The following is a 20,976-nucleotide window of genomic DNA, read 5'->3' as shown; positions in this document are numbered from 1 at the left end:
TCTATTTGTGATTCTTACCTAAATGAACATAGATGATCGAAAATTACTTCATATGTAAAGGAATTGGACTACTACTCCATTACTGAACACTCTTAGGTTTTTCAATAAATCGACACCTAAAATGTCCAATAGAATAATCTATAATCAATTTAAAATACACACCCTATATAGAAATAAGACAATTAGAAAAGAGAATCACCCAACATAAGATCATCCATTAAAACACTACTACTATCATAAATTACTACACTACAACGCTTCATAAATTCATCATAAAAAACTCACTTATAATTGGCGATAGTTTATAATATCAATAATCTTAAAACGTAGAATTTAAGTAATAATCACCTGTAGAAATGCAGTAGATCTATTTTAGGTAAGCTTGTTAACAACTCATAATTTTTCGTTGTCGAATACCATTTAGGTAACTATTTAACTACACGAAAATGAATGAATTATCTACAGTAATCAGGGATAAGATTCTCTGTTTATACTGCTACTCTAATACTAAGAATAGCGGTCGTCCAACTAACTATTATGTACAATTCCTTTGTACTGCTCTGCTTTTCATTTCAACAATGAGCTTTTCAAATGCACAAGGTTATGGGATTGAAGTTGAAAATGGAAATGCTACCATCTACTTTGAAGACCAAAACTGGACAGGTGGATGGAATTACATCTGTCTAGGTGCTGCTTGTTCGCCTGGAGAAAAAGTAGGAAATCGTTGGGAAAGAAGTGTCAGCGGACTAGAAGTAGGTAACACTTACACTATCCAGTTGAAAATCCAAGACAATAGTAGTGGTCAGTATATCTCCGATCAATACTCTGTTGTTGCCACAGCAAAAGGAGATGGAACAAATCCAGTAGTTCCTACTTGTTCTGATGGAATCCAAAATGGAAACGAGGAAGGAGTAGACTGTGGAGGAGATTGTGAACCATGCATTGCTCCCCCTCCAACTGATCGTCACAAAATAGAAGTAGAACTTGCACAAATCGTCGGAAGTGCCTCTGTTTATGATGACCCTGCTGCTTCAAATGGCAAAGGTGTAGCATATATATCAGCACAAGGTGCAGGTATTCAAATTGAAAATTCACCATCTGCATCTTCCGTAGAAATTATATATGCCTCTGAGCTATCCGGTGAGATCTCTTTCTTTATCAATGGTAATGACATTGATAATATCCCATTTTCATCTTCAGGAGCATGGGTGGGTAATTATAATACAACTTCTGTTAGTGTAAACATTCAGGAGGGTGATACTTTTGCAATTATCTTCCAATCTGGTGATGCTGCATTAAACATTGACCAAATTAATTTTATTGGTACACCTGCAGAACCGCAACCTTGTACAGGTTTAAATAACCCTGCCAATGTTTTCACACATGTTACGACAAGCAATGAAACTTCAGATGGCGCCTTAGATGGTAGTGTTACATTCCATTTTAACAATGTCGAAAACGAGTATGATTCCATCTTATTTTTCTTTGATTCTGATTCATTTAAAGTCAGTATCGAAGAGGGGCAATTGACTGTACCTAACAAAGCTTCAGGAAGCTATACCGCTGGTATGAAATGGGGAAATAGCGACTGTAACACCTATTTAGGTACGGTAACTATTGGTTCATGTGAGAATCAGATTAAAGATGGTAATGAAGAAGGAATTGACTGTGGAGGAGTTTGCCCTATTTGCCCAGAAGACCCTATTCCGACTAAGGAAGACTTAGTTATTTCTGTAGCAAGTTCACCTACTCATGGTGAATACCTTATTGCGAAGTACGGAGATTTACCAGCGAAAGCTATCTATACATGGGATAATGATACGAACGAGTTTGGAAGTTGTACCGATGGTTGTGCTCAGAACTGGCCGTTAGTTGTTGCATCTTCTAAGTTAAATATCATTTTACCTAATAGTTTACCACAAGGATTAACTGGAGACTTCGGGTTGAGTGGAACTTGTGATGGAGAGCTTCAACTTACTTTTAATGGTCAACCATTATATTACTTTGCAGGGGATAATCAGGAAAATGATACAAATGGTGAAGGAGCTGGTAATGTTTGGTGGCTATTAAAAGAAACTATTACTGATACTTGCTCCGATAATATTCAAAATGGTGATGAAACCGGCATTGACTGTGGGGGCTCATGTACACCTTGTTCATCTGGACCAGGAGAAGGTTCTTGCGATGACTTTGGTTTAACTATTATAGACGGACAAGGAATTTTATATTATCATGAAGATTTAGGATCTGCTTTATATCTATGTCTAAACGGTAGTTGCTATACTCCTGATAAACAAGAAGATGGATACTATCAAAGATTTGTCAATATTAGTGCAAATACAGATTACACCATCAAAGTACAAGGAAGTAATGAACAAGAAAAAGTTATTCAAGTATCAGAATGTTTCTTTGTTCCTACATGTGGAGATGGTATACAAAATGGTGATGAAACCGGTGTTGATTGTGGGGGTGCTTCTTGTAACGATTGCCCTACATGTGACGATGGCATTCAAAATGGTGATGAAACTGGTGTTGACTGCGGTGGAGCCAATTGTATCTCTTGTGAAGAAGTTTGTAATGGAACACCTAATCCAAATGCCGTAATCACTAAACAAAATGAATCTTTTGAAGGACAAAATGATGGTATACTTACTTTATCATTTGACGATGTTGAAAATCGAGAAAATATTGAGTTTTCAATTGATGGAGGTAATACCTACCCTTACACTGAAAAAGACAATTTAAAATGGATCACTATTACGGATTTAGCTCCAGGTAATTATCACATTTTTGTTCGTTGGGGAGACGGTGGCGATTGTCCTATAGATTTAGGAAATACAGCAATTCTGGAAGGCGGCGCTGCTCCTTCATGTACTGATGGTATATTAAATCAAGGAGAAGAAAGAGTCGATTGTGGTGGCCCTTGTGCTCCTTGCGAAGAAGAAGCATGTGGTGATATTCCAATGGTACTCTACCCTTCACCTGCATTACCAACTCCGGTTCTTGGGGTTCAACCTGGTACACATGGGTATACATTTGATCTATCTGAAGATTTTACTACTATTTCAGTAAGTCATGGTCAAACAATAGATATTCAAGCAGATGGCAACCCTGATTTTGAGTTTTTCTGTTCTTGTAACCAAATAGAATTTGAGGGGATCAAGTTAAACGAAACGAACAGTGTTCCTACTAAATGTTTACAAGCGGATAATTTCTTTTACTTCTTTAGATATAAGAAAAAAGGGTATATGACAGATGACCCAGGTGATCAATATATGTATTCTTCATTATTTACAACAAAAGGAGAAAGAATTGATCCTCGAAATAGACCTACGATTGCCTCTACTGCAGCCAATTGGATGCGTTTTAGACATCCACATGCTTATGATGGTATCACAGAAGCTGTTTTTGACGCTGTACACAATGCAGATCAACTTCGTTATTTAGATCGTTATGAAACTATTATCACAGATGGTCCTGACAATCTAAGAATTGATCCTCAACTAACATCTGCTAATGGAACTTTCCATCCTCATGCAGGAGCTCCTGTTACTCCTGTAAGAATTGATATTTTAGATATTGGCGATTCACCTGCTCCTCGATATGCTACTACCGTTGGTGGAGTATCAGGGACAACATATTCTGACTTAGGACCTGGGTATAACTATGGTAATATGGTCAATTATGAAATTACTGCAGTTGCTGGTGGATCAGGTGCTCAAACCTATAATACTCTTCAAAATTATTTTATCGGACAAGGTTTCAATACACTAGGAGATCCTCGTTTAGCATCCGCGGGTAAGGCTTCTACACTTATGATTTTACCGAGTTTAGCTACTGCAGGTGGAAACGAAAGAAATTATAATCTTGAAAGAGATGCCATTTTCACTCAACATATTATCACACTCGAAAGTGAAGACGATGTTGATGATTTCTTAGAAGGACATCACTTATTCCATGGTGTAACCCACAGAAGTGAAGCCAGCGAGTACAATCAATTCCAAGTCGAATTAGATCAAGCACGCATTGGCTCAACTTCTTGTGGAAGCTGTCACTTTAGAGATGGTAGAGGATCAGAAGTGATCAATACTCCTAGAGGTCCTAGAATTGCTCCTCCAGTATTTGGTATAGGTATGCTCCAATGGATTGCAGGTGCTGAAGCCGGATTACGTTGGGATGGTGGTGTTGCCACTGTAGAAGATCAAACTAAAAATGCTTTAATAGAAGACCATGGTATCAATCCTGATACTGATATTTCTCAGGAAGATTTAGAACAAATCGTTGCTTATACCAAATTCCTAACCGTACCAACAAGATCTGCCAACTCTTACAATATCCCTGGTGTTGCAGAGGGTGAACTTGCCTTTAATACAGTGGGATGTGCTAGTTGCCACCAAGTTACTCAGAAAACGAGTTCTGATGCTCCAAAGGAATTTAGAGATTTGGTGATACGTCCATATACAGATATGAAAGTCCATAATGTATATAATGGTTCTTTCAGAACGCCTGCTTTATGGGGAATGGGTAGAAACATTGATTTACTAGAACGAAATGGTAAAGCGACATTATTTATGCATGATGGTTCAGCAACATCGATAGAAGAGGCAATCCAACTTCATGGAGGCGATGCCTCTAATTCTAGAGCTGCATACAATAACCTTTCTGAAGAAGAAAGAGCATTTATTGTACAGTTTATCAAATCACTGTAAGGTGAAGTAACACTTGAATTGAAATTAATAATGACAAAATATATTTATATCAGTTTGATGATGCTAATTATGGCATTGTCAAACGCATATGGCCAACAAAGTTCTATTACAGTAAAATGTCCGCCTTGCAGACCTATTGAGAGTTGTGATCAATGCTTTGCAACTCAAGAAGAAGCAAATAGTAATTGTAATTCATCTTCAAGAGTAAAAGGGCTTTCATTAGAAAATGAATTAACGGACTTAGAACTTTCAGTTTATCCCAATCCTAGTTCCGGATTATTTAAAATTGAAGGGGAAGCTCTACTAGAAGGGGAAATACAATTATTTTCCGCTACAGGTGAACTTATTCAAACAAGAAGAATTCTATCTCCAATTAGGAAATCTAGTATCGGTGAAGAGAAAGGACTTCCTCAGGGAGTATACATATTAATGTATACAGACAAAGAAGGTAAATCAGTAAGTAAGAAACTTGTGGTAGACTATTAATAAAAAAAGCCAAAGGTCTTGAACCTTTGGCTTTCTATCTCATTTTTAATTGGTAACCTTTTCGGTTACAGTTTATAAGCTTTTTTACTTACAGTTTACAATGTAAATATACCTGCTTTGTCTCGAAAAGATTTCCATTTTAAAACATAATAGTTTCAAAAAACAAAATATCTGATTTTGACATAAAAAAAGCCAAAGGTCTTGAACCCTTGGCTTTCTGTCTCATTTCTAATTGGTAACCTTTTCGGTTACAGTTTATAAGCTTTTTTACTTACAGTTTACATTATTATTATACTCACAAAACATAGGTAGTATTTACGAATTCAACCTCAATTATTTCAAAAAACAACATTTCGTTATTTTTCTTATGAAATAGCATAAAAAAAACAGCTTGCAGATTCTTCTACAAGCTGTCCATCATTCTCATTTTTAACTGGACTCGTTGGTTAAACGAGTGATTCTTTCATAAATGAATTCTATATTCAAGTAAAAAAGAATTGTAAATGTTTAATTGGTATTAGTCTTAGTTAATTATACTACTGTTGATATATTTAATTAAACTAGATTTTGAAGCACTCGATTTTCGATAAATATCATTTGAGTTTCAAAAAACAACATATAAAAAAAACAGCTCAGTATACTACTAAGCTGTTTCTGTTTCTTTACATCTTTTTTAAACTATCATCATCGCAATAAAGCATTATCGATATGGGCAAAAAATTATCGATTTAAAAAATGTTTTTGGGTAAAAATATTTCGCTAATTATTAAACTACAGTTATATAAACCGATTTTTAGCCTAACGTATTTTCACATATAAATAATAAACTTACACAATCCGATTATTCTCTTAAAAATATAGAAATAAAAAAACAGCCTGAAAATATTTCCAGACTGTTTCCCATTTCTTTACATCTTTTTTAAACTATCATCATCTCAACAAAGCAATGGAATAATTATATTCCAATAAGTTAATCTTGGGTTTTAAATATTACTACACTATGAATTTGTATATATATACTGAAATGTAAGAGACTGTATTTGTACTAGGTAGGCATAAACTTATACATTTTGACTTTCATTAAATTTTGGGCATAAAAAAACAGCTTGAAAATATTTCAAGCTGTAATTTCTCATTTTTAATTGTTGCCATCTTTTAAGATGGAGGATAACTAATCTCTATTTATTGTATAGGATTAGCTCCTGTCGTAAATGCCTTTTACATGAAAAGGAGCTGAGTATGCTCTAAAGGTACATGAAAATTATTGATTAAAACCAATCATAAATAACTTTTTTTAGATTTTGTGTTAAAAACATACATTTAGGATACTAACACATAAGACAAAATGTAAAAGCTACTCTCCGTAAATCAATTAGCTCCGTATTTTATCGATTTTCTTAACTCAGAAGGACTGACTCCGTATTTCTTTTTGATAGCATCTGAAAAGTGTGCTGTTGTATTAAAACCTAGGTCTATCGCTAATTTTGATACTGGGGCTTCAGAATTAACCAAGGCGTCATATGCTAAATGAAACCTCTCCGAAAGAATAAATTGATGTATTGAAGTGCCCACTACCCTTTTAAAGGTTTCTCTGAGTTTTGTGGCACTCATTCCATATTCTCTTACTAAATCATCAATTTTAGGAGGTTTGGCTAATTTATTTCGTAGATCTTCTTTCATCGTTTCCATTAACTCAAACTCCTCTTTTTTCATACCTATTTCTTCCCCATCCTGCTTCTTTTTCATCAGCTCAATAAACAATAAGGAACATAGCTCTAATGATTTAGTTACTGTAAAAGCTCTCCTTCCAAAGCTCATTTTCTTTAGAGAAAAAATTTCTGCTAAGGTCTTTTTCATAATTGAAGAGACTTTCACCACCTCTATCCATGGCGTTTCTTCTTGGAAAAAATCTGTAAGCTCAGGGTAATCATTTTTGGTTACTTTTATCCACTCAGAAAATGGAACTACGATAGTCACTGATTTAATCTTTTTCCCTTTACGATATATTGTTTCTAGGCTATTTTTATTATTAGAGATCACCGCAGAATCTATGTACTCTTGTTCCACAGTTTTGTCGTTTATGATGACCTGAGAATCAGAAGACGTCATAAATCGAGTATATAGCATCAGTTGTTCTTCTTTGGTTGGGTTAATCTCAAAACGTACATCATCCTCCAAATAAACTTCATTGATAATAACGCTTACACCAAAAATATTTTCAAAGTAGGTAATATCAACTTTAAGGTCATCATTATCAATCTTAAGGTTTTCTCCGTCAAAAGTACCACCAAACTCCTCTGCGAATTTTTGGTAATTCTCCTTTCTTTTAGATTCCTGTATATAAAATATTCTCAAAATGCTTTCGATTAAAACCAAATGAAGTAATACACTCTTAATTTACCCTAAGAGATCGTACTACAATATGTAATCTTTATCACATAAGATACTATTTCATTTGGTTATTTTTGAAAAAAGAGAATAAAGAAATGATGCATTTTATATCAAATTATTGGAAAAATATCCTTGTGGTACTTCTAGGAGGAACTCTCGGTTACAGCTATTATTATTTTATTGGATGTAATAATGGAACTTGTGCTATTACTTCTTCTCCTGTTAATAGCACATTATATGGTATATTTGTAAGTGCAGTAATTCTAAATTGGAAAAAATGAAACAGAGATTACTCAATAATTGGAATATACCTAGAGTGCTATGGCTCGCTCTTGGTGTTGCAGTTTTAGCTCCATCCGTACAAAACCACGAAGTTGCTGGTATTGTTATGGGTGGATATTTTATTCTGATGAGTATTATGGGATGGGGATGTAATGCCAAAAATGGCCGCTGTGGATCTAGTTGCTCTTGTGATACGAGTAAAGAAAGACAATAAAAAAAGGTATTCTCCATTTTCTGGAAAATACCTTTTAATATATATTTTACGGTTTAGCGTATACTTTAAACCTAATTATTACTCAGCTGTCGGTAAAGTTACATTACCTGGGTTATCATAATCTGGATCTACACCTGGATTACCAAAACCTGGATCACTTGGGTTTTCATATCCTGGATCTACATTATCATCTACGATTGGATTAACTTCCGAATCATTACACGACATCATAAACATTCCAATAATTGCAGCAAATAATAACTTTTTCATAATATTTTCTAGTAAGGTTGTTTCAAATTAATTTTATAAATATTTGTGGTGGATTACTCAGAAATAGATGTTGTATTATCTCCTGGGTTATTAAAACCTGGGTCTACATTATCAAAACCTGGATCAACCTCTTCTTCTCCTTCTGGTGAACCAAAACCTGGATCTATATTTTCAAAGCCTGGGTCAACTTCTTCTCCTTCTGGTAAACCAAACTCTGGATCTACATTTTCAAAACCTGGGTCTACATTATCATCTACGGCAGGATTAACTTCCGAATCATTACATGACATCATAAACATTCCAATAATTGTAGCAAATAATAACTTTTTCATAAGACTAGTTTTTTATGTTTTAATCTGAATTACAGTTAATTAAACGCCACTATTACAAGTCCGATTTCCTTCATCGGGTCAAATTGTTCCTCCAAAAGGTCATATTTATATTCTTACTAGTTTATTTGCTTGATTATTCCACTTTTTTATCAATTTCCTTATTAAAAGGTATCACAGGAAGGCCATTTACGCTAAATAAATTTCCTTCATGATAGTTCTTGAATGCATACCTTATATATTTTGGATTAGCGACACTATCAGAAAAAACCGATAAACGATATTTTTTAAACTTTCCTTTTGCTGGATAGAATTTTCCATCTTCACCCGCCAATTCAAATCCTTTTAGTTCTTTACTATAAGTAGTAATCCCTGTAGGTGCATCATCAAATTGAACACTAACATAGTTCCCTTTTACAGTTGAACTCTTATAAATAGGTGACAGATAATCTAACCCTTCTATTCCATAGTCCTTAGATAAAGCGATATTCGCTAAACGGTTACCTACTTCGACCTTTTGTGAAGGATGAATGTATTTTAAATCTCCTAAATCAGCTGTGGATACCATTGCAGTGTTTTTCACTAGTTCAGTCGTAAGGTATTGTTCCGCTCTTAATTCTGCTGCTTCTACATTGTCTTTTCCATTGTATCCAAATGGAGCAATCTCCACAAAATAGAATGGGAAATCGCCTTGATTCCAAAGTGTTCTCCACCCATTTATCAAAGTAGATTGAACTTTACTATACTTCTGAGTAGCATTAGTAGATCGATTGGCTTCACCCTGATACCAAATAGCTCCTCGTATTGTATACCCTACCAACGGGTGTATCATTGCATTATAATATAAGGTAGGAGTTTTAATTGCCTTCTTCTGGTTGATCCCTTCATAAACAATCTCATCATCACTTAATTCTCTATACATACTTTCACTCATCCAAGCTTCAGCTTTTGATCCTCCTTGTGATGAATGAATTAATCCTATAGGAACATTTAAATTTTCAGCCAGCTTTTTACCAAAACTATATGCAACTGCACTAAATGCTCTTACAGTAGATGGGTCGGCTTCTGTCCATTTACCTGAAAGGGTATCCTGTACTACACCATTAAACGCTCTTTTTACTTGATACAAACGGATATAATTCTTTTGGTTTGATGAGGCTATCATCTCTCTACTACCTATTACCGGTTGGCCATAATAACCTTGCAAAGGCATTTGCATATTGGATTGCCCTGAGCATAACCATACTTCTCCAAATAAAACATCACTAAGTTTAATAGTTGATGTCCCTTTAATGGTAATTTGATAATTAGTATAGCTTCCTTCAGGTGTTTTTAAAGTCACTTTCCATTTTCCTGATTGGTCTACAATCGTCTTAACACTTTCTCCCCAACTCCCTTTCACTGTTAATTTTGTTGCAGGAGTATCCCATCCCCAAAGATTAACTTCTTCATTCTGTTGCAAAACCATGTGATCTGTAAAAGGACTTCCTACCCTAGTTTGTGCTTTAATATATAATGTAGATGTTATAATGATCAAAAATGATAAAAAAGTATTTTTCATAAATGGCTAATTTTTATTGTTAGTGTAATGTTAGGTAATTATTTTTGATGACAAAGGTGAATACATTATCGACTTATTACAGTCGTAAATTAACTTTTCTTCCTTTTTGAACGATTTGTATTATTTTGCGAATCATTCTTATACCATGTGTGTATTCTTATTCGTCTATTTTTGACAATAGACATTTATACTATTTATTATTATTTTTTAGTTAACCAGAAATGAAAAAGTACTTATTTATTTTACTAGCGGTGATGGTTTCAATCACATCTTTTGCTCAAGACAAAAAGAAAAGCAAGGTTCAAGTGAAAGCAGAAAAGTATGCTGAAGTCTTCGCAAAAGAATTTAGTCTAAATGAAGAACAACAAAAGAGTGTTTACGAAATTAAACTTCAACAAATCAAAGACTACGGCAACAACAACAAGGCAAAGAAAAATGGTGATGTAACTGCTGAGGCTTTCAAAGAAAAGAGAAAAGAAATTGGTAAAACTGCTACTAAAAAAATTAGTGAAGCAACAGGTGTTACCAGCAAAGAGATTAATGCTTTCAATAAAAAATTGAAAGAACAAAATAAAGCTAAGCAATAGCATAGAAAAGGGAACTGAAAGGTTCCCTTTTTTTATTTCCTATTACGAAGCAGTAACAGATATCTGTACCAAATACCATGTCTGTTCATTATTTTTGTAATTCTAAGCGAGACCTTCGCTAAACGAAAGGAATTTACAAATGGATATTTCGAACAAATCTAATAAGGACATATTTTTTGAGCATCAAGCTCAAACTTCTCCTTACCCTTTAGGGATTGAAATTGATTATGCCAAAGGTGTATATATGTACGATGTGAATGGTAAGTCGTATATGGACCTTATTTCTGGTATTGCTGTAAACAATCTTGGGCATGGACATCCAAAAATCACCAAAGCGATAAAAGACCAAGTAGATAAATACTTGTTTGTGATGGTTTATGGAGAAATGGTTCAAAAACCGCAAATAGAACTCACTAAAAGTTTATTGTCTGTATTACCAGATTCGCTAAATGCCACCTACTTTGTAAATTCTGGTACAGAGGCCAATGAAGCTGCACTAAAACTTGCCAAAAGATACACCGGAAGAACTGAGCTCATTAGCTTTAACCGTTCCTATCATGGTAATACTCATGGTTCATTAAGTGTATCAGGAAATGAAGTAAAGAAAAATGCATTTAGGCCATTATTACCTGATGTTCGTTTTATCAACTTCAATGTTGAAAATGACCTTCAATATATAACTGAAAAAACAGCAGGAGTAATTGTAGAACCAATTCAAGGAGATGCAGGAGTAAGAATACCTACTATAGAATACATGACCGCTTTACGAAAAAGATGTGATGAAGTAGGTGCCCAATTAATCTTTGACGAAATCCAAACAGGGTTCGGTAGAACTGGAAAATTCTTTGCCTTTGAGCACTTCGGAGTAACACCAGATATTCTAACTATCGCCAAAGGAATGGCAGGTGGTATGGCTATGGGATGTTTTGTATCTTCTCAAGAAAAGATGAAAGTCTTATCACATGATCCTATTTTAGGACATATCACTACATTTGGTGGTCATCCGGTATGTTGTGCAGCATCCAACGCTGTTATTCAAACATTAAAAGAAGACAACATAATTGATGATGTAGAGCGAAAAGGTCAATTATTTGAAGATCGATTAAAGTCTCACCCTGCCATAAAAGAGATTCGAAGAAAAGGGCTGATGTTTGCCATTGATATGGAAAGCTTTGAATTAGTTAATGAAGTGGTTACTACTTGTATAGAAAATGGAGTAATCACTTACTGGTTTTTATCTACTCCATATGCTTTCAGAATTGCCCCTCCTCTAATCATTTCAGATGAAGAAATTCATAAAGCTTGTGATGTTATTCTGGCCGCAATAGATACCTGTATTGCCAAATAATTAGAGCTCGATAAAAATATATAAGGTCATCACTTTTTGTTGTGATGACCTTTTTTATGCATTATTAATTTCCCATTGCAACATTTGCTCTTTGAGCCAAGCAGAAGCTCTTTCATATTTTCTCCATTTATGGAGGTCAGATTTGAGACGTTTAATTGCTTTTTCTCTTTCAGATGAAGATTTAACTGTAGTTGTCATATGTGTTTCGTTAGTGAATCGGATGTTAATAAATATTTACAAAATAAATATACTACAATTAACACATTACACGCCAAACATTAACAACTAATTTCAACAAATTTAACATCAATCCTACCTTATTGATTGTTAGCTCCTTTTGATTCACATTATGTTCATATACCTAATGTTTATCCACTAACAAGGTTTACAGATATTCCAGGATTTCAATTAATGACTTTACTTCAATATCAGCTACAGTATTTTCTTGTCCAAAATAGATCGTTTGTAGGCCAAAATCTTTCGCTCCTTTAATATCTGTAATAGGGTTATCCCCAATCATTATTGAGTTATCAACATTTGCACCTGCTTTTTCTAGAGCATAGGTATAAATTTCTGGAGAAGGCTTCTTTGCACCGCAAGATTCTGAAGTAACAACAACATCAAAATATTTATTCAACCCCGTTGTTGATAACTTTATACTTTGTGTTTTGTCAAAACCATTCGATAAAATATGAAGTGTATATTTCCCTTTCAACCCTTCTAAAAGCTCTACACAACCTTCGATTAGATAAGGTTTATGTGGACAAATTTCCAAATATTCATCACCAATACGATCCGGACAAGTTGTAGGGTCCAACCCGATCTCTTCATAAGCCATAGGAAATCTCTTCAACCTTATATCCTCTTTTGTGACTTTACTATGATTGTATAAATCCCATAGTTGATGATTTATCTTTTTATAAGCAGCTAAGAAATCTTCAATATTTACTCCTTGCTCTCCTATTTTATATTTCTCAAATAAAGAGATCAGTGTTTCATCAGAATTTCTTTCAAAATCCCATAGAGTATGGTCTAAATCAAAAAATATATGTTGGATTGAATTTTTATTCATAATGTTTTTCAAAATATTTATTTCATCAATTTTCTGATAATTCTGCAGATTACCTACTATTCTTTTAAGGTTTAAAGTGTAGACAAAAGTTATTAATGAGATTCTTTAAGAAAACCTCACAATAATTAACAAAGTATAATTTTCGAAAGGTGACGATAATCACATAAATGTATTTTGTACGCTAATTTTTCTCTAACTCTTTTATTACCTTTGCAGAAAATTGGCCTGTCCTGTTTTGAGATTAGATATACAAATCAACTATATATATGGCACAAGTAGAAATGATTCTTCCAGCAATGGGAGAAGGTGTTATGGAAGCTACAGTTTTAGAATGGTTAAAAAATGAGGGTGATTCTATTACCCTTGATGAATCTGTAGTTGAAGTAGCCACCGACAAAGTAGATACAGAAGTTCCTGCCACAGTAGAAGGAGTTATTAAAACAATATTAGTTCAAAAAGACGATGTTGTTCAAATTGGTGCTCCTATCGCTATAGTAGAAACTGAAGGCGAAAGTGCTGCAGAAGAAACAACAACTCCTGTTGAAACTACCACTACTTCACAATCCACCCCAAATACTCCTCCTTCTAATAATGCAAATAATGAAATCGTTGCTAAAAGCGGTAACCGTTTCTATTCTCCTTTAGTTAGAAATATTGCCAAGAAAGAAGGAATTTCACAAGAAGTCTTAGATACTATTCCAGGTTCTGGTAAAGACGGAAGAGTGACAAAGAACGATATGATGGCTTTCCTTGAGAAAGGTCATGTTCCTGCTCCAAAAGTATCTCAACCTACTTCAACTCCTGCACCTGCACCAGTTGCTGCCCGTCCTGCTCCTCAGGCTCCAGCAGTTTCAATGGACAATGGTGATGAAGTCATCGAAATGGACAGAGTCCGTAAGATGATTGCAGAACGTATGGTGGCTTCAAAACAAATCGCTCCACATGTTACTTCATGTGTTGAGGCTGATTTTACGAATGTTGTATTATGGAGAAATAAAAATAAGAATGCATTCCAGAAAAACGAAGGTGCTAAGCTAACATTTATGCCTATCATCATCTCTGCAATTGCTAAAGCAATTAAGGAGTTCCCAATGATTAATGTTCAAGTAGATGGCGATAATATCGTAGTTAAAAAGGACATCAATATTGGTATGGCTGTAGCTAAACCTGATGGTAACCTTATCGTTCCTGTAATTAGAAACGCAGATAGATTAAGCTTAAGCGGTTTAGCTATCGCTATTCAAGATCTATCGATTAGAGCAAGAGAAAATAAATTAAAGCCAGAAGAACTTTCTGGTGGTACATATACTGTTTCCAACATCGGCTCTTTTGGTAATACTATCGGAACACCAATTATTATGCAACCACAAGTGGCGATTATGGCTGTAGGTACTATCCGTAAAAAACCTGCGGTAATTGAAACACCACAAGGGGATGTAATTGGTATTAGACAATTTGCTTATTTCTCTCACTCATATGATCATAGAGTTGTAGATGGAGCTTTAGGTGGAATGTTCGTTAGAAAGGTTGCTGATATCTTAGAAAACTGGGATTTAGATATGTCTATCTAAGTTCAATTGTACATAAATATGAAGAGGTATTTCTCTAGTAGAAATACCTCTTTTTTTGTTTTCGAACACTATAAATGTACATAAAACAACTATACTTCCAAAAACGGACAGTTTTTTATGAAAAGTGAAATTTCACAGAAAATATGAGACATAAATTCACATATTAATAAATAATCGATTGAAAATTTTCAATATTCTCAAAACACAGAACAAAAAATTATCATGTTTAAATAAAAATGTCATAAATATTAATTCCTTTGTCACTTAGATCCAAAATAAAAAACTAATCATGATCACTTTTACCTATTTTTTATATTGACAGAGATCACCTTTTAGGTTGTAAATAAAATAATATTTGGAAATTGCATTATTCTATGTACACTTTTGAACACCTTGTCCAATCATGATACAATTTAAAGTGTATATTTTATACTTATTTCCATAAAAATCACATTTAAATAATTGATTGTCAGTATTTTATATTTTTATGGCGCAAGAATAGTATTACGGTATGTGTAAACAATTTTCGAACACTTTCTATTAAAATATATATTGCCATGAAAAATTTAAGAAACTTAATCGCAGTTACAATTATTTCAGTTTTTGCATTCGGTACTACTTTCGCTGCCAATGATGATAACGAAATCACTAGATTACGTGAAGCTGTAGAAAATGCTTCTGCATCAGATTGGCAAATTTACGCAGATGCAGCTGAGAGATGTATCGAACTAGAAACAAATATGAGCGAAGCTTATATCTGGTTAGAAAGAGCTATTGAAATTAATCCTAATGCAAGAAACTTAGAATTAAAAGGTGACTATCTTGCAGTAAACGGAGCTAAAGAAATGGCGATCGAAGCTTACAGACAATCTATTTTAAAAGCGATTTCTGACAACGATGGCTATGATGTAAGCAAAGTACAAAAGAAATTATTGAATTTAGCTAGATAATATATACATATCAATACCATATGTGAGCCTCTCTAGAAATAGAGAGGCTTTTTTGTATATAAACTTTTTTCCTTACTATCTATTCAAATGTAAACGAAATTTCATTGGTAAATACCCTCTACTTCTCTCAATCAATTCGAAATATTACTCTTGGTAGATATAGTTAATCTAGCCCCCTAATAAGTACTTAAAAGTACTTCCTATAGTATTTAGAAAGTGACCGTTTCTATACCCTATTTAACGACAAAATATCCTATGTTTCAAAAGTGAACACCTTTATTCAATTGATACATAAACCAAGAGTAAAATGATATTATCGTAAAAAATATTTTATATAAAGATTGATTTTTAAAGAATAATCAAAATAACAATCAAATATTTATGAAATCCATAAAAACTACAGCATTGTGTTTATAAATGTACAACAAACACAACTCACCAAATGTAAACACGCGATATTAAATTCTAAATATCACACACAAAACATAGATAAAATTCTAAACAACAGTTAACAAAAGAGTTAAAACAAAATATTATTCGGAATAACTCACAAAAATATGATCATTTTCGTACACTCTGTTCAAATCTGTGACGATTTCTTAGTCATTTTTACACTTAAAATTGGTTTTTTCAATAAAATACATACATAAATTACTGAATATCAATCATATAACCTCAATTGGCAAGCTTATAGCAATACTCTTTGTGTAAACATTTAGATTTAAAATAAACCTCAAAATTATATATCAATCATGAAATCTTTAAAACAACTTCTTGCATTCGTATTAGTTTCAATTCTTGCTGTAAACGTTTCTTTAGCTAAAGGAATGGAAAATGAGGACAACGAGATCACAAAGCTTCGTGAGTCAGTAGAAAATGCTTCTGCATCTGATTGGGCTGTTTATTCAGACGCTGCTGAGAGATGTATTGAATTGAAAGCGAATTTGAGCGAAGCTTACATTTGGATTGAGAAATCAATCGAAATCAATGCTAACTCAGACAACTTAGAAGTAAAAGGAGATTACCTTGCATTGAATGGTGCTAACGACATGGCAATCACTGCTTATAACAAAGCTATTCTTGCTGGAATGCAAGAAGGTAAAGACGTTCAAAAACTTCAAAAGAAAGTTTTAAAAATGAGCCGTAGATAATCAACGCCTATTGATTGTTAAACACCTTAAAATAAAAAAACCTAGTTCAACTTATTGGACTAGGTTTTTTTTATTGATGTAGAAAAATAATTTAATCTACTCTCCTTTTATATCCTTTACGAATTGTTGAATATCTTCAGATAAATTCTCAGACTGTCCAATTAATTTCACAAATGCGGAACCAATGATGGCTCCGTTTGCATAGGAAGAAGCCTGCTTAAATGACGCATGATCTGAAATACCAAAACCAATCAATCTTGGGTTTTTCAAATTCATGTTTTCAATTCTTTTAAAATAATCTACCTGTTCGTCAGAAATACCTGTTTTTGCTCCTGTAACACTCGCTGAAGAAACCATATAAATAAATCCTTCTGTGTTATTATCAATTTCCTTAATTCTATCATCGGTAGTTTGTGGTGAAATAAGGAATGTGTTTCGAATACCATGCTCATCAAACATACCTTTTAAATTGCTTAGGTATTCAATCATTGGTAAATCTGGAACAATAATACCGTCGATTCCTACTCGTTGGGCATCCTTACAGAACTTCTCTAAGCCATATTGCATAATTGGATTAAAATAACCCATTACTACTACAGGCACATCTACTTCTTCTCTAAACCCTTCTAATTGTTCAAATAGTTTATGCATTGTCATACCATTATCAAGAGCTTTCATATTACTCTCTTGAATAGTTGGACCATCAGCTACAGGGTCTGAAAAAGGAATACCTATTTCAATAAGGTCAACACCGCCATCTTGCAATGCTTTTAATACAGTTCTAGTGTCTTCTAATTTTGGATAGCCAGCAGTAAAGTAAATATTTAATACGTCCTGCTGCTTTCTTTCGAATAACTCGTTAATTCTATGCATAAACTTCTTGTTTGTTATTTGTCGAAAGTTACATATAATGATCAAAAGCTAAAATTGAAAATTCGTTTAAGGTGATTTTTGAAAGAAAATGAATATAGATTTCTAACAGGTTGTGTTATTTTTGTATACATTTTGTGTTATTTTTCTGTTTTTGGGTAAAAAAAATACCTTTGTGATAAATACGATTTAATAGAAAAAAATATAAACCGATGATAAATTTCTGGAAATACCAAGGGGCTGGCAACGACTTCATTATGATTGATGATAGAGAAAATACTTTTGATATTACAGATCATGAAAAAGTGGCTTTTTTATGCCATAGAAGATTTGGTGTAGGTGGAGACGGGTTAATCTTAATCCGTTTAAAGGAAGGGTATGACTTCGAAATGGTATACTTTAATGCTGATGGGCATTTGGGATCTATGTGTGGAAATGGCGGACGTTGTGCCGTACGATTCGCACATACATTAGGTTTATTCGATACAGATACATCTTTTTGGGCTGCTGATGGTAGTCATGAAGCTACATTGGACGATCAAAAAACTGTTCATTTAAAAATGAATCCTCCAGGTGAAATCGAAAATAATTCGGATCATTATTTTATGGATACTGGTTCACCTCATTATGTTCGATTCGAAAAAGACATTACCAACTTTGATGCAGTAGCTGAAGGCAAGGCCGTACGTTACAATGATCGTTTTGCCAAAGAAGGTACCAATGTAAACTTTGCTGAAGTAACAGGTGAACAAGCATTAAGTGTAAGAACCTATGAAAGAGGTGTTGAAGATGAAACTTATGCTTGTGGTACAGGTGTAACAGCTTGTGCAATCGCAGCTAATATTGAATTAGGGATGCAAAGTCCTATTGAAATTAAAGTTTTAGGTGGAATTTTAGGTGTTGGGTTCCAAAAAGTATCAGAAGGTAATTATACTGATATTATTCTTTCAGGCCCTGCCACACCAGTATTTAAAGCGGAAATTGATGCTTAATACTTAATAAGCCTATTATTAAAATAATACAAAAGGAAAAAGTAGAAGATGTGCTTCTGTTTTTTCCTTTTCTTTTTAGTTCTGATTGTAGATAAAATATTTGCTTATTTTCAAACAATAAGGTAACTTCTATACTCAGAATAGTTCTGAAAAATTTAGATCCTTATGGATCACTAACTCTGCAAACCCTCGAAACGCATATAAACAATATGAAGCGTCTTCTCCTATTTATATCTGTTATCAGCCTAGTCACTAGCTGCTCTTCTCCTTTGAAAGTTGCTGAAACACACTTTGATCAAGGTGAATACCAACCTGCTATAAAAAAATATGAAGAAATTGCTAAATCAGAAAAGTATAAAAAAGAAAAGCCTGAAGCATATTTCAAAATAGCAGAAGCCTATCGTTTGTCAAACCGAATGTTAGAAGCATTACCTTATTATAAAAAGGCTAAAGATGCTGGCTATCAAAATATGGACATGTACTTTTATTATGCCTATGGTTTAGAACTTCAGGGCAATTATAAAAAGGCTCGTTCTCTTTTTGAACGTTACACAAAAGAAGGTACAAATCGTCAATTAATCCGTAGAGCAAAAGACGAAATCAAACATCTTGCAGTAGTAGATAGCTTATCAAAAAATACAGACCCTTTTATTGAGATCACAAAATGTGATGCAATCAATAGCGAAGCTGACGACTACTCTCCAATGTTTTATAAAGACCAATTGGTATTCACATCAACAAGAGATGCTGAAACGGTTTACCATGGTACTGGGGATGGTTTTTCTAATATCTACCAATACACCTTTGATCGAGCAGATAGCTGCAATGGATCCGTTACGTTTTTCGACAGCTTAATCAACTCTCCAAAAATTCATGAAGCTTCTGCCACTTTCTCGAAAGATGGTAAGTATATGATCTTTGCCAGAAGTAATACAGGGCACCATAAAGAAAACTTTAAAGAAGTAGATCTCTATGAAAGTACGTTTGAGAACGGAGAATGGTCTACACCTACTTTACTACCAATATCAAACCCACAATCATGGGATGCTTGTCCTGCATTAAGTACAAATGGAAAAACATTATACTTTGCATCAAATAGAAAAGGTGGATATGGTGGTATTGACATCTACCGTTCGAAGAGAAATGTAAATGGCACTTGGGGAAAACCTCGTAATATGGGACCAAGAATCAACTCAAGAGGTAATGATATGTTTCCATTTGTTGCTCCAACCGGTAAAATGTATTTCGCTTCTGATGGACATGCAGGGTTAGGAGGTTTAGATATTTATCAGGCAACAAGGAAGGATAATAAAATTACAATCAAGAACATGGGCCAACCGTTCAACTCTCCAGGTGATGATTTTGGATTGGTATTTCTTGAAAAAAGATTTGGTGCTTTTACTTCAAACAGGGCTGATAATGGTAGTGGAAAAGACAATATCTATTTCTTCTCCGACAAAACTCCAATACTTAAACCTGTCAATTATTTCTTAGCGGGTAATTCTATTGCTATAAAAGATACTACAGAATCTAAGTTACCAGAAGTGACAGTACAACTTCAAGATATTGAAGGTAATGTTATTGAAGAAGTGGTATCAGATACAGATGGACGTTATGAATTTAAAACCCAACTAAAGATGGGTGATGACTATATCTTAATCGCCACTAAGCAGAAATATTTTAAAGACTCTGTATACTACACTACCGCAGATAAAGAGGTAGACCAAGAAGATATTAAAGACCGTCCTGAGAAAATTGTTGATTACACTTTAGAATCTGAGGTTGAATTGACCAAAGATTACTATGACGAATTAATCGAAGAAGGTGAAATCACTCTGAACAATATTCTTTATGATTTTGATGATTATAGAATCAGGGTCGATGCTGCTAGGGAACTAGATAAAGTAGTGACTCTATTAAAACAGCATCAAAATATAAGTATTGAACTTGGATCTCATACCGATGATAGAGGCTCTGAAAAGTACAATATCAAGTTATCCCAAAAAAGAGCTGAAGCGGCTGTTAATTATATCATTTCTAGAGGAATCGATAGAGATCGTTTAGAAGCTAAGGGATATGGTGAACTTCTTCCAGTAGTATTTAACGCTGAAACTGAAGAGGAACACCAACTCAACCGTAGAACTACCATTACACTATTAGATGAAATATAATTGTTTGGAATGTATTAAGGCC

The 20,976-nt window shown here is 33.8% G+C and carries 18 protein-coding genes; 11 read left to right on the top strand and 7 right to left on the bottom strand.

Annotated elements, in window-relative coordinates; all coding sequences use genetic code 11:
• Positions 1-446 precede the first annotated feature (446 nt).
• The gene (locus QL232_RS05440; RefSeq protein WP_281613365.1) at positions 447-4,709 is read left to right on the top strand and encodes a di-heme oxidoredictase family protein; all 4,263 of its coding nucleotides are present in this window, start codon (positions 447-449) and stop codon (positions 4,707-4,709) included.
• 30 nt (positions 4,710-4,739) lie between these two features.
• Positions 4,740-5,195 (top strand): T9SS type A sorting domain-containing protein, encoded by a 456-nt coding sequence (locus QL232_RS05435; protein WP_168880435.1) that lies wholly within the window; start codon positions 4,740-4,742, stop codon positions 5,193-5,195.
• A gap of 1,368 nt (positions 5,196-6,563) precedes the next feature.
• Here QL232_RS05435 and QL232_RS05430 read toward each other — a convergent pair.
• Positions 6,564-7,550, bottom strand: coding sequence for an AraC family transcriptional regulator (locus tag QL232_RS05430; protein WP_281613364.1), 987 nt, complete (start codon positions 7,548-7,550; stop codon positions 6,564-6,566).
• A 131-nt stretch (positions 7,551-7,681) separates the two neighbouring features.
• Here QL232_RS05430 and QL232_RS05425 point away from each other — a divergent pair, with 131 nt between their 5' ends.
• Together QL232_RS05425 and QL232_RS05420 are read left to right on the top strand one after the other, a co-directional pair.
• The gene (locus tag QL232_RS05425) at positions 7,682-7,867 is read left to right on the top strand and encodes a DUF6132 family protein (protein WP_168880433.1); all 186 of its coding nucleotides are present in this window, start codon (positions 7,682-7,684) and stop codon (positions 7,865-7,867) included.
• A complete protein-coding gene (locus tag QL232_RS05420; protein ID WP_281613363.1) occupies positions 7,864-8,082 on the top strand; it encodes a hypothetical protein in 219 nt (72 codons plus the stop codon). The genes QL232_RS05425 and QL232_RS05420 overlap by 4 nt, the downstream gene beginning before the upstream one ends.
• A 78-nt stretch (positions 8,083-8,160) precedes the next feature.
• Here the strand turns inward: QL232_RS05420 and QL232_RS05415 are convergent, their stop codons facing one another.
• The 3 genes from QL232_RS05415 to QL232_RS05405 form a co-directional block, all read right to left on the bottom strand.
• A complete protein-coding gene (locus tag QL232_RS05415; protein ID WP_168880431.1) occupies positions 8,161-8,352 on the bottom strand; it encodes a hypothetical protein in 192 nt (63 codons plus the stop codon).
• A 53-nt stretch (positions 8,353-8,405) separates the two neighbouring features.
• Positions 8,406-8,684 carry a hypothetical protein gene (locus tag QL232_RS05410; protein WP_281613362.1) on the bottom strand — a complete coding sequence of 93 codons (279 nt, stop codon included), beginning with the start codon at positions 8,682-8,684 and terminating at the stop codon, positions 8,406-8,408.
• Between the two features lie 133 nt (positions 8,685-8,817).
• Positions 8,818-10,242 carry a sialate O-acetylesterase gene (locus tag QL232_RS05405; RefSeq protein WP_281613361.1) on the bottom strand — a complete coding sequence of 475 codons (1,425 nt, stop codon included), beginning with the start codon at positions 10,240-10,242 and terminating at the stop codon, positions 8,818-8,820.
• 221 nt (positions 10,243-10,463) lie between these two features.
• Between QL232_RS05405 and QL232_RS05400 the strand changes: the two genes are divergently transcribed.
• On the top strand, positions 10,464-10,829 hold the full coding sequence (locus QL232_RS05400; RefSeq protein ID WP_168880428.1) for a hypothetical protein: 366 nt from the start codon (positions 10,464-10,466) through the stop codon (positions 10,827-10,829).
• Positions 10,830-10,968: 139 nt separating this feature from the next.
• The gene (locus QL232_RS05395; RefSeq protein WP_281613360.1) at positions 10,969-12,177 is read left to right on the top strand and encodes an aspartate aminotransferase family protein; all 1,209 of its coding nucleotides are present in this window, start codon (positions 10,969-10,971) and stop codon (positions 12,175-12,177) included.
• Positions 12,178-12,231: 54 nt separating this feature from the next.
• Here the strand turns inward: QL232_RS05395 and QL232_RS05390 are convergent, their stop codons facing one another.
• Entirely contained in the window at positions 12,232-12,375 is a 144-nt protein-coding gene (locus tag QL232_RS05390; protein WP_168880426.1) for a hypothetical protein, read from the bottom strand.
• A 187-nt stretch (positions 12,376-12,562) separates the two neighbouring features.
• A complete protein-coding gene (locus tag QL232_RS05385) occupies positions 12,563-13,249 on the bottom strand; it encodes a YjjG family noncanonical pyrimidine nucleotidase (RefSeq protein ID WP_281613359.1) in 687 nt (228 codons plus the stop codon).
• Positions 13,250-13,515: 266 nt separating this feature from the next.
• Here QL232_RS05385 and QL232_RS05380 point away from each other — a divergent pair, with 266 nt between their 5' ends.
• The 3 genes from QL232_RS05380 (at position 13,516) to QL232_RS05370 (ending at position 16,921) form a co-directional block, all read left to right on the top strand.
• A complete protein-coding gene (locus tag QL232_RS05380; protein WP_168880424.1) occupies positions 13,516-14,820 on the top strand; it encodes a dihydrolipoamide acetyltransferase family protein in 1,305 nt (434 codons plus the stop codon).
• 557 nt (positions 14,821-15,377) lie between these two features.
• Positions 15,378-15,770: a hypothetical protein gene (locus tag QL232_RS05375; RefSeq protein ID WP_168880423.1), complete on the top strand. Its 393-nt coding sequence runs from the start codon at positions 15,378-15,380 to the stop codon at positions 15,768-15,770.
• 752 nt (positions 15,771-16,522) lie between these two features.
• Complete coding sequence (locus QL232_RS05370; protein WP_168880422.1) at positions 16,523-16,921, top strand: hypothetical protein; 399 nt, start codon at positions 16,523-16,525, stop codon at positions 16,919-16,921.
• Between the two features lie 96 nt (positions 16,922-17,017).
• On the opposite strand, the gene trpA is transcribed toward QL232_RS05370, so the two are convergent.
• On the bottom strand, positions 17,018-17,794 hold the full coding sequence (gene trpA, locus QL232_RS05365) for a tryptophan synthase subunit alpha (protein ID WP_168880421.1): 777 nt from the start codon (positions 17,792-17,794) through the stop codon (positions 17,018-17,020).
• Positions 17,795-18,003: 209 nt separating this feature from the next.
• On the opposite strand from trpA, the gene dapF reads away from it, so the two are divergent.
• Both dapF and QL232_RS05355 read left to right on the top strand, forming a co-directional pair.
• On the top strand, positions 18,004-18,783 hold the full coding sequence (dapF, locus tag QL232_RS05360; protein ID WP_281613358.1) for a diaminopimelate epimerase: 780 nt from the start codon (positions 18,004-18,006) through the stop codon (positions 18,781-18,783).
• 209 nt (positions 18,784-18,992) lie between these two features.
• A complete protein-coding gene (locus tag QL232_RS05355) occupies positions 18,993-20,954 on the top strand; it encodes an OmpA family protein (RefSeq protein WP_168880419.1) in 1,962 nt (653 codons plus the stop codon).
• Positions 20,955-20,976: the final 22 nt, after the last annotated feature.

Origin of the sequence: Flammeovirga sp. SubArs3, assembly GCF_947387565.1 — a bacterium.
In the GTDB taxonomy this organism is placed as follows: domain Bacteria; phylum Bacteroidota; class Bacteroidia; order Cytophagales; family Flammeovirgaceae; genus Flammeovirga; species Flammeovirga agarivorans.
The sequence above is the reverse complement of the archived record's forward strand: the minus strand, read 5'-3'. Positions and strand labels throughout refer to the sequence as shown.

Excerpts from the sequence above, each read along its gene's own strand:
- QL232_RS05440 (WP_281613365.1), top strand. The coding sequence starts at position 447 with ATGAATGAATTATCTACAGTAATCAGGGATAAGATTCTCTGTTTATAC.
- QL232_RS05435 (WP_168880435.1), top strand. The coding sequence starts at position 4,740 with ATGACAAAATATATTTATATCAGTTTGATGATGCTAATTATGGCATTG.
- QL232_RS05425 (WP_168880433.1), top strand. The coding sequence starts at position 7,682 with ATGATGCATTTTATATCAAATTATTGGAAAAATATCCTTGTGGTACTT.
- QL232_RS05420 (WP_281613363.1), top strand. The coding sequence starts at position 7,864 with ATGAAACAGAGATTACTCAATAATTGGAATATACCTAGAGTGCTATGG.
- QL232_RS05415 (WP_168880431.1), bottom strand. The coding sequence starts at position 8,352 with ATGAAAAAGTTATTATTTGCTGCAATTATTGGAATGTTTATGATGTCG.
- QL232_RS05410 (WP_281613362.1), bottom strand. The coding sequence starts at position 8,684 with ATGAAAAAGTTATTATTTGCTACAATTATTGGAATGTTTATGATGTCA.
- QL232_RS05405 (WP_281613361.1), bottom strand. The coding sequence starts at position 10,242 with ATGAAAAATACTTTTTTATCATTTTTGATCATTATAACATCTACATTA.
- QL232_RS05400 (WP_168880428.1), top strand. The coding sequence starts at position 10,464 with ATGAAAAAGTACTTATTTATTTTACTAGCGGTGATGGTTTCAATCACA.
- QL232_RS05395 (WP_281613360.1), top strand. The coding sequence starts at position 10,969 with ATGGATATTTCGAACAAATCTAATAAGGACATATTTTTTGAGCATCAA.
- QL232_RS05390 (WP_168880426.1), bottom strand. The coding sequence starts at position 12,375 with ATGACAACTACAGTTAAATCTTCATCTGAAAGAGAAAAAGCAATTAAA.
- QL232_RS05385 (WP_281613359.1), bottom strand. The coding sequence starts at position 13,249 with ATGAATAAAAATTCAATCCAACATATATTTTTTGATTTAGACCATACT.
- QL232_RS05380 (WP_168880424.1), top strand. The coding sequence starts at position 13,516 with ATGGCACAAGTAGAAATGATTCTTCCAGCAATGGGAGAAGGTGTTATG.
- QL232_RS05375 (WP_168880423.1), top strand. The coding sequence starts at position 15,378 with ATGAAAAATTTAAGAAACTTAATCGCAGTTACAATTATTTCAGTTTTT.
- QL232_RS05370 (WP_168880422.1), top strand. The coding sequence starts at position 16,523 with ATGAAATCTTTAAAACAACTTCTTGCATTCGTATTAGTTTCAATTCTT.
- trpA (WP_168880421.1), bottom strand. The coding sequence starts at position 17,794 with ATGCATAGAATTAACGAGTTATTCGAAAGAAAGCAGCAGGACGTATTA.
- dapF (WP_281613358.1), top strand. The coding sequence starts at position 18,004 with ATGATAAATTTCTGGAAATACCAAGGGGCTGGCAACGACTTCATTATG.
- QL232_RS05355 (WP_168880419.1), top strand. The coding sequence starts at position 18,993 with ATGAAGCGTCTTCTCCTATTTATATCTGTTATCAGCCTAGTCACTAGC.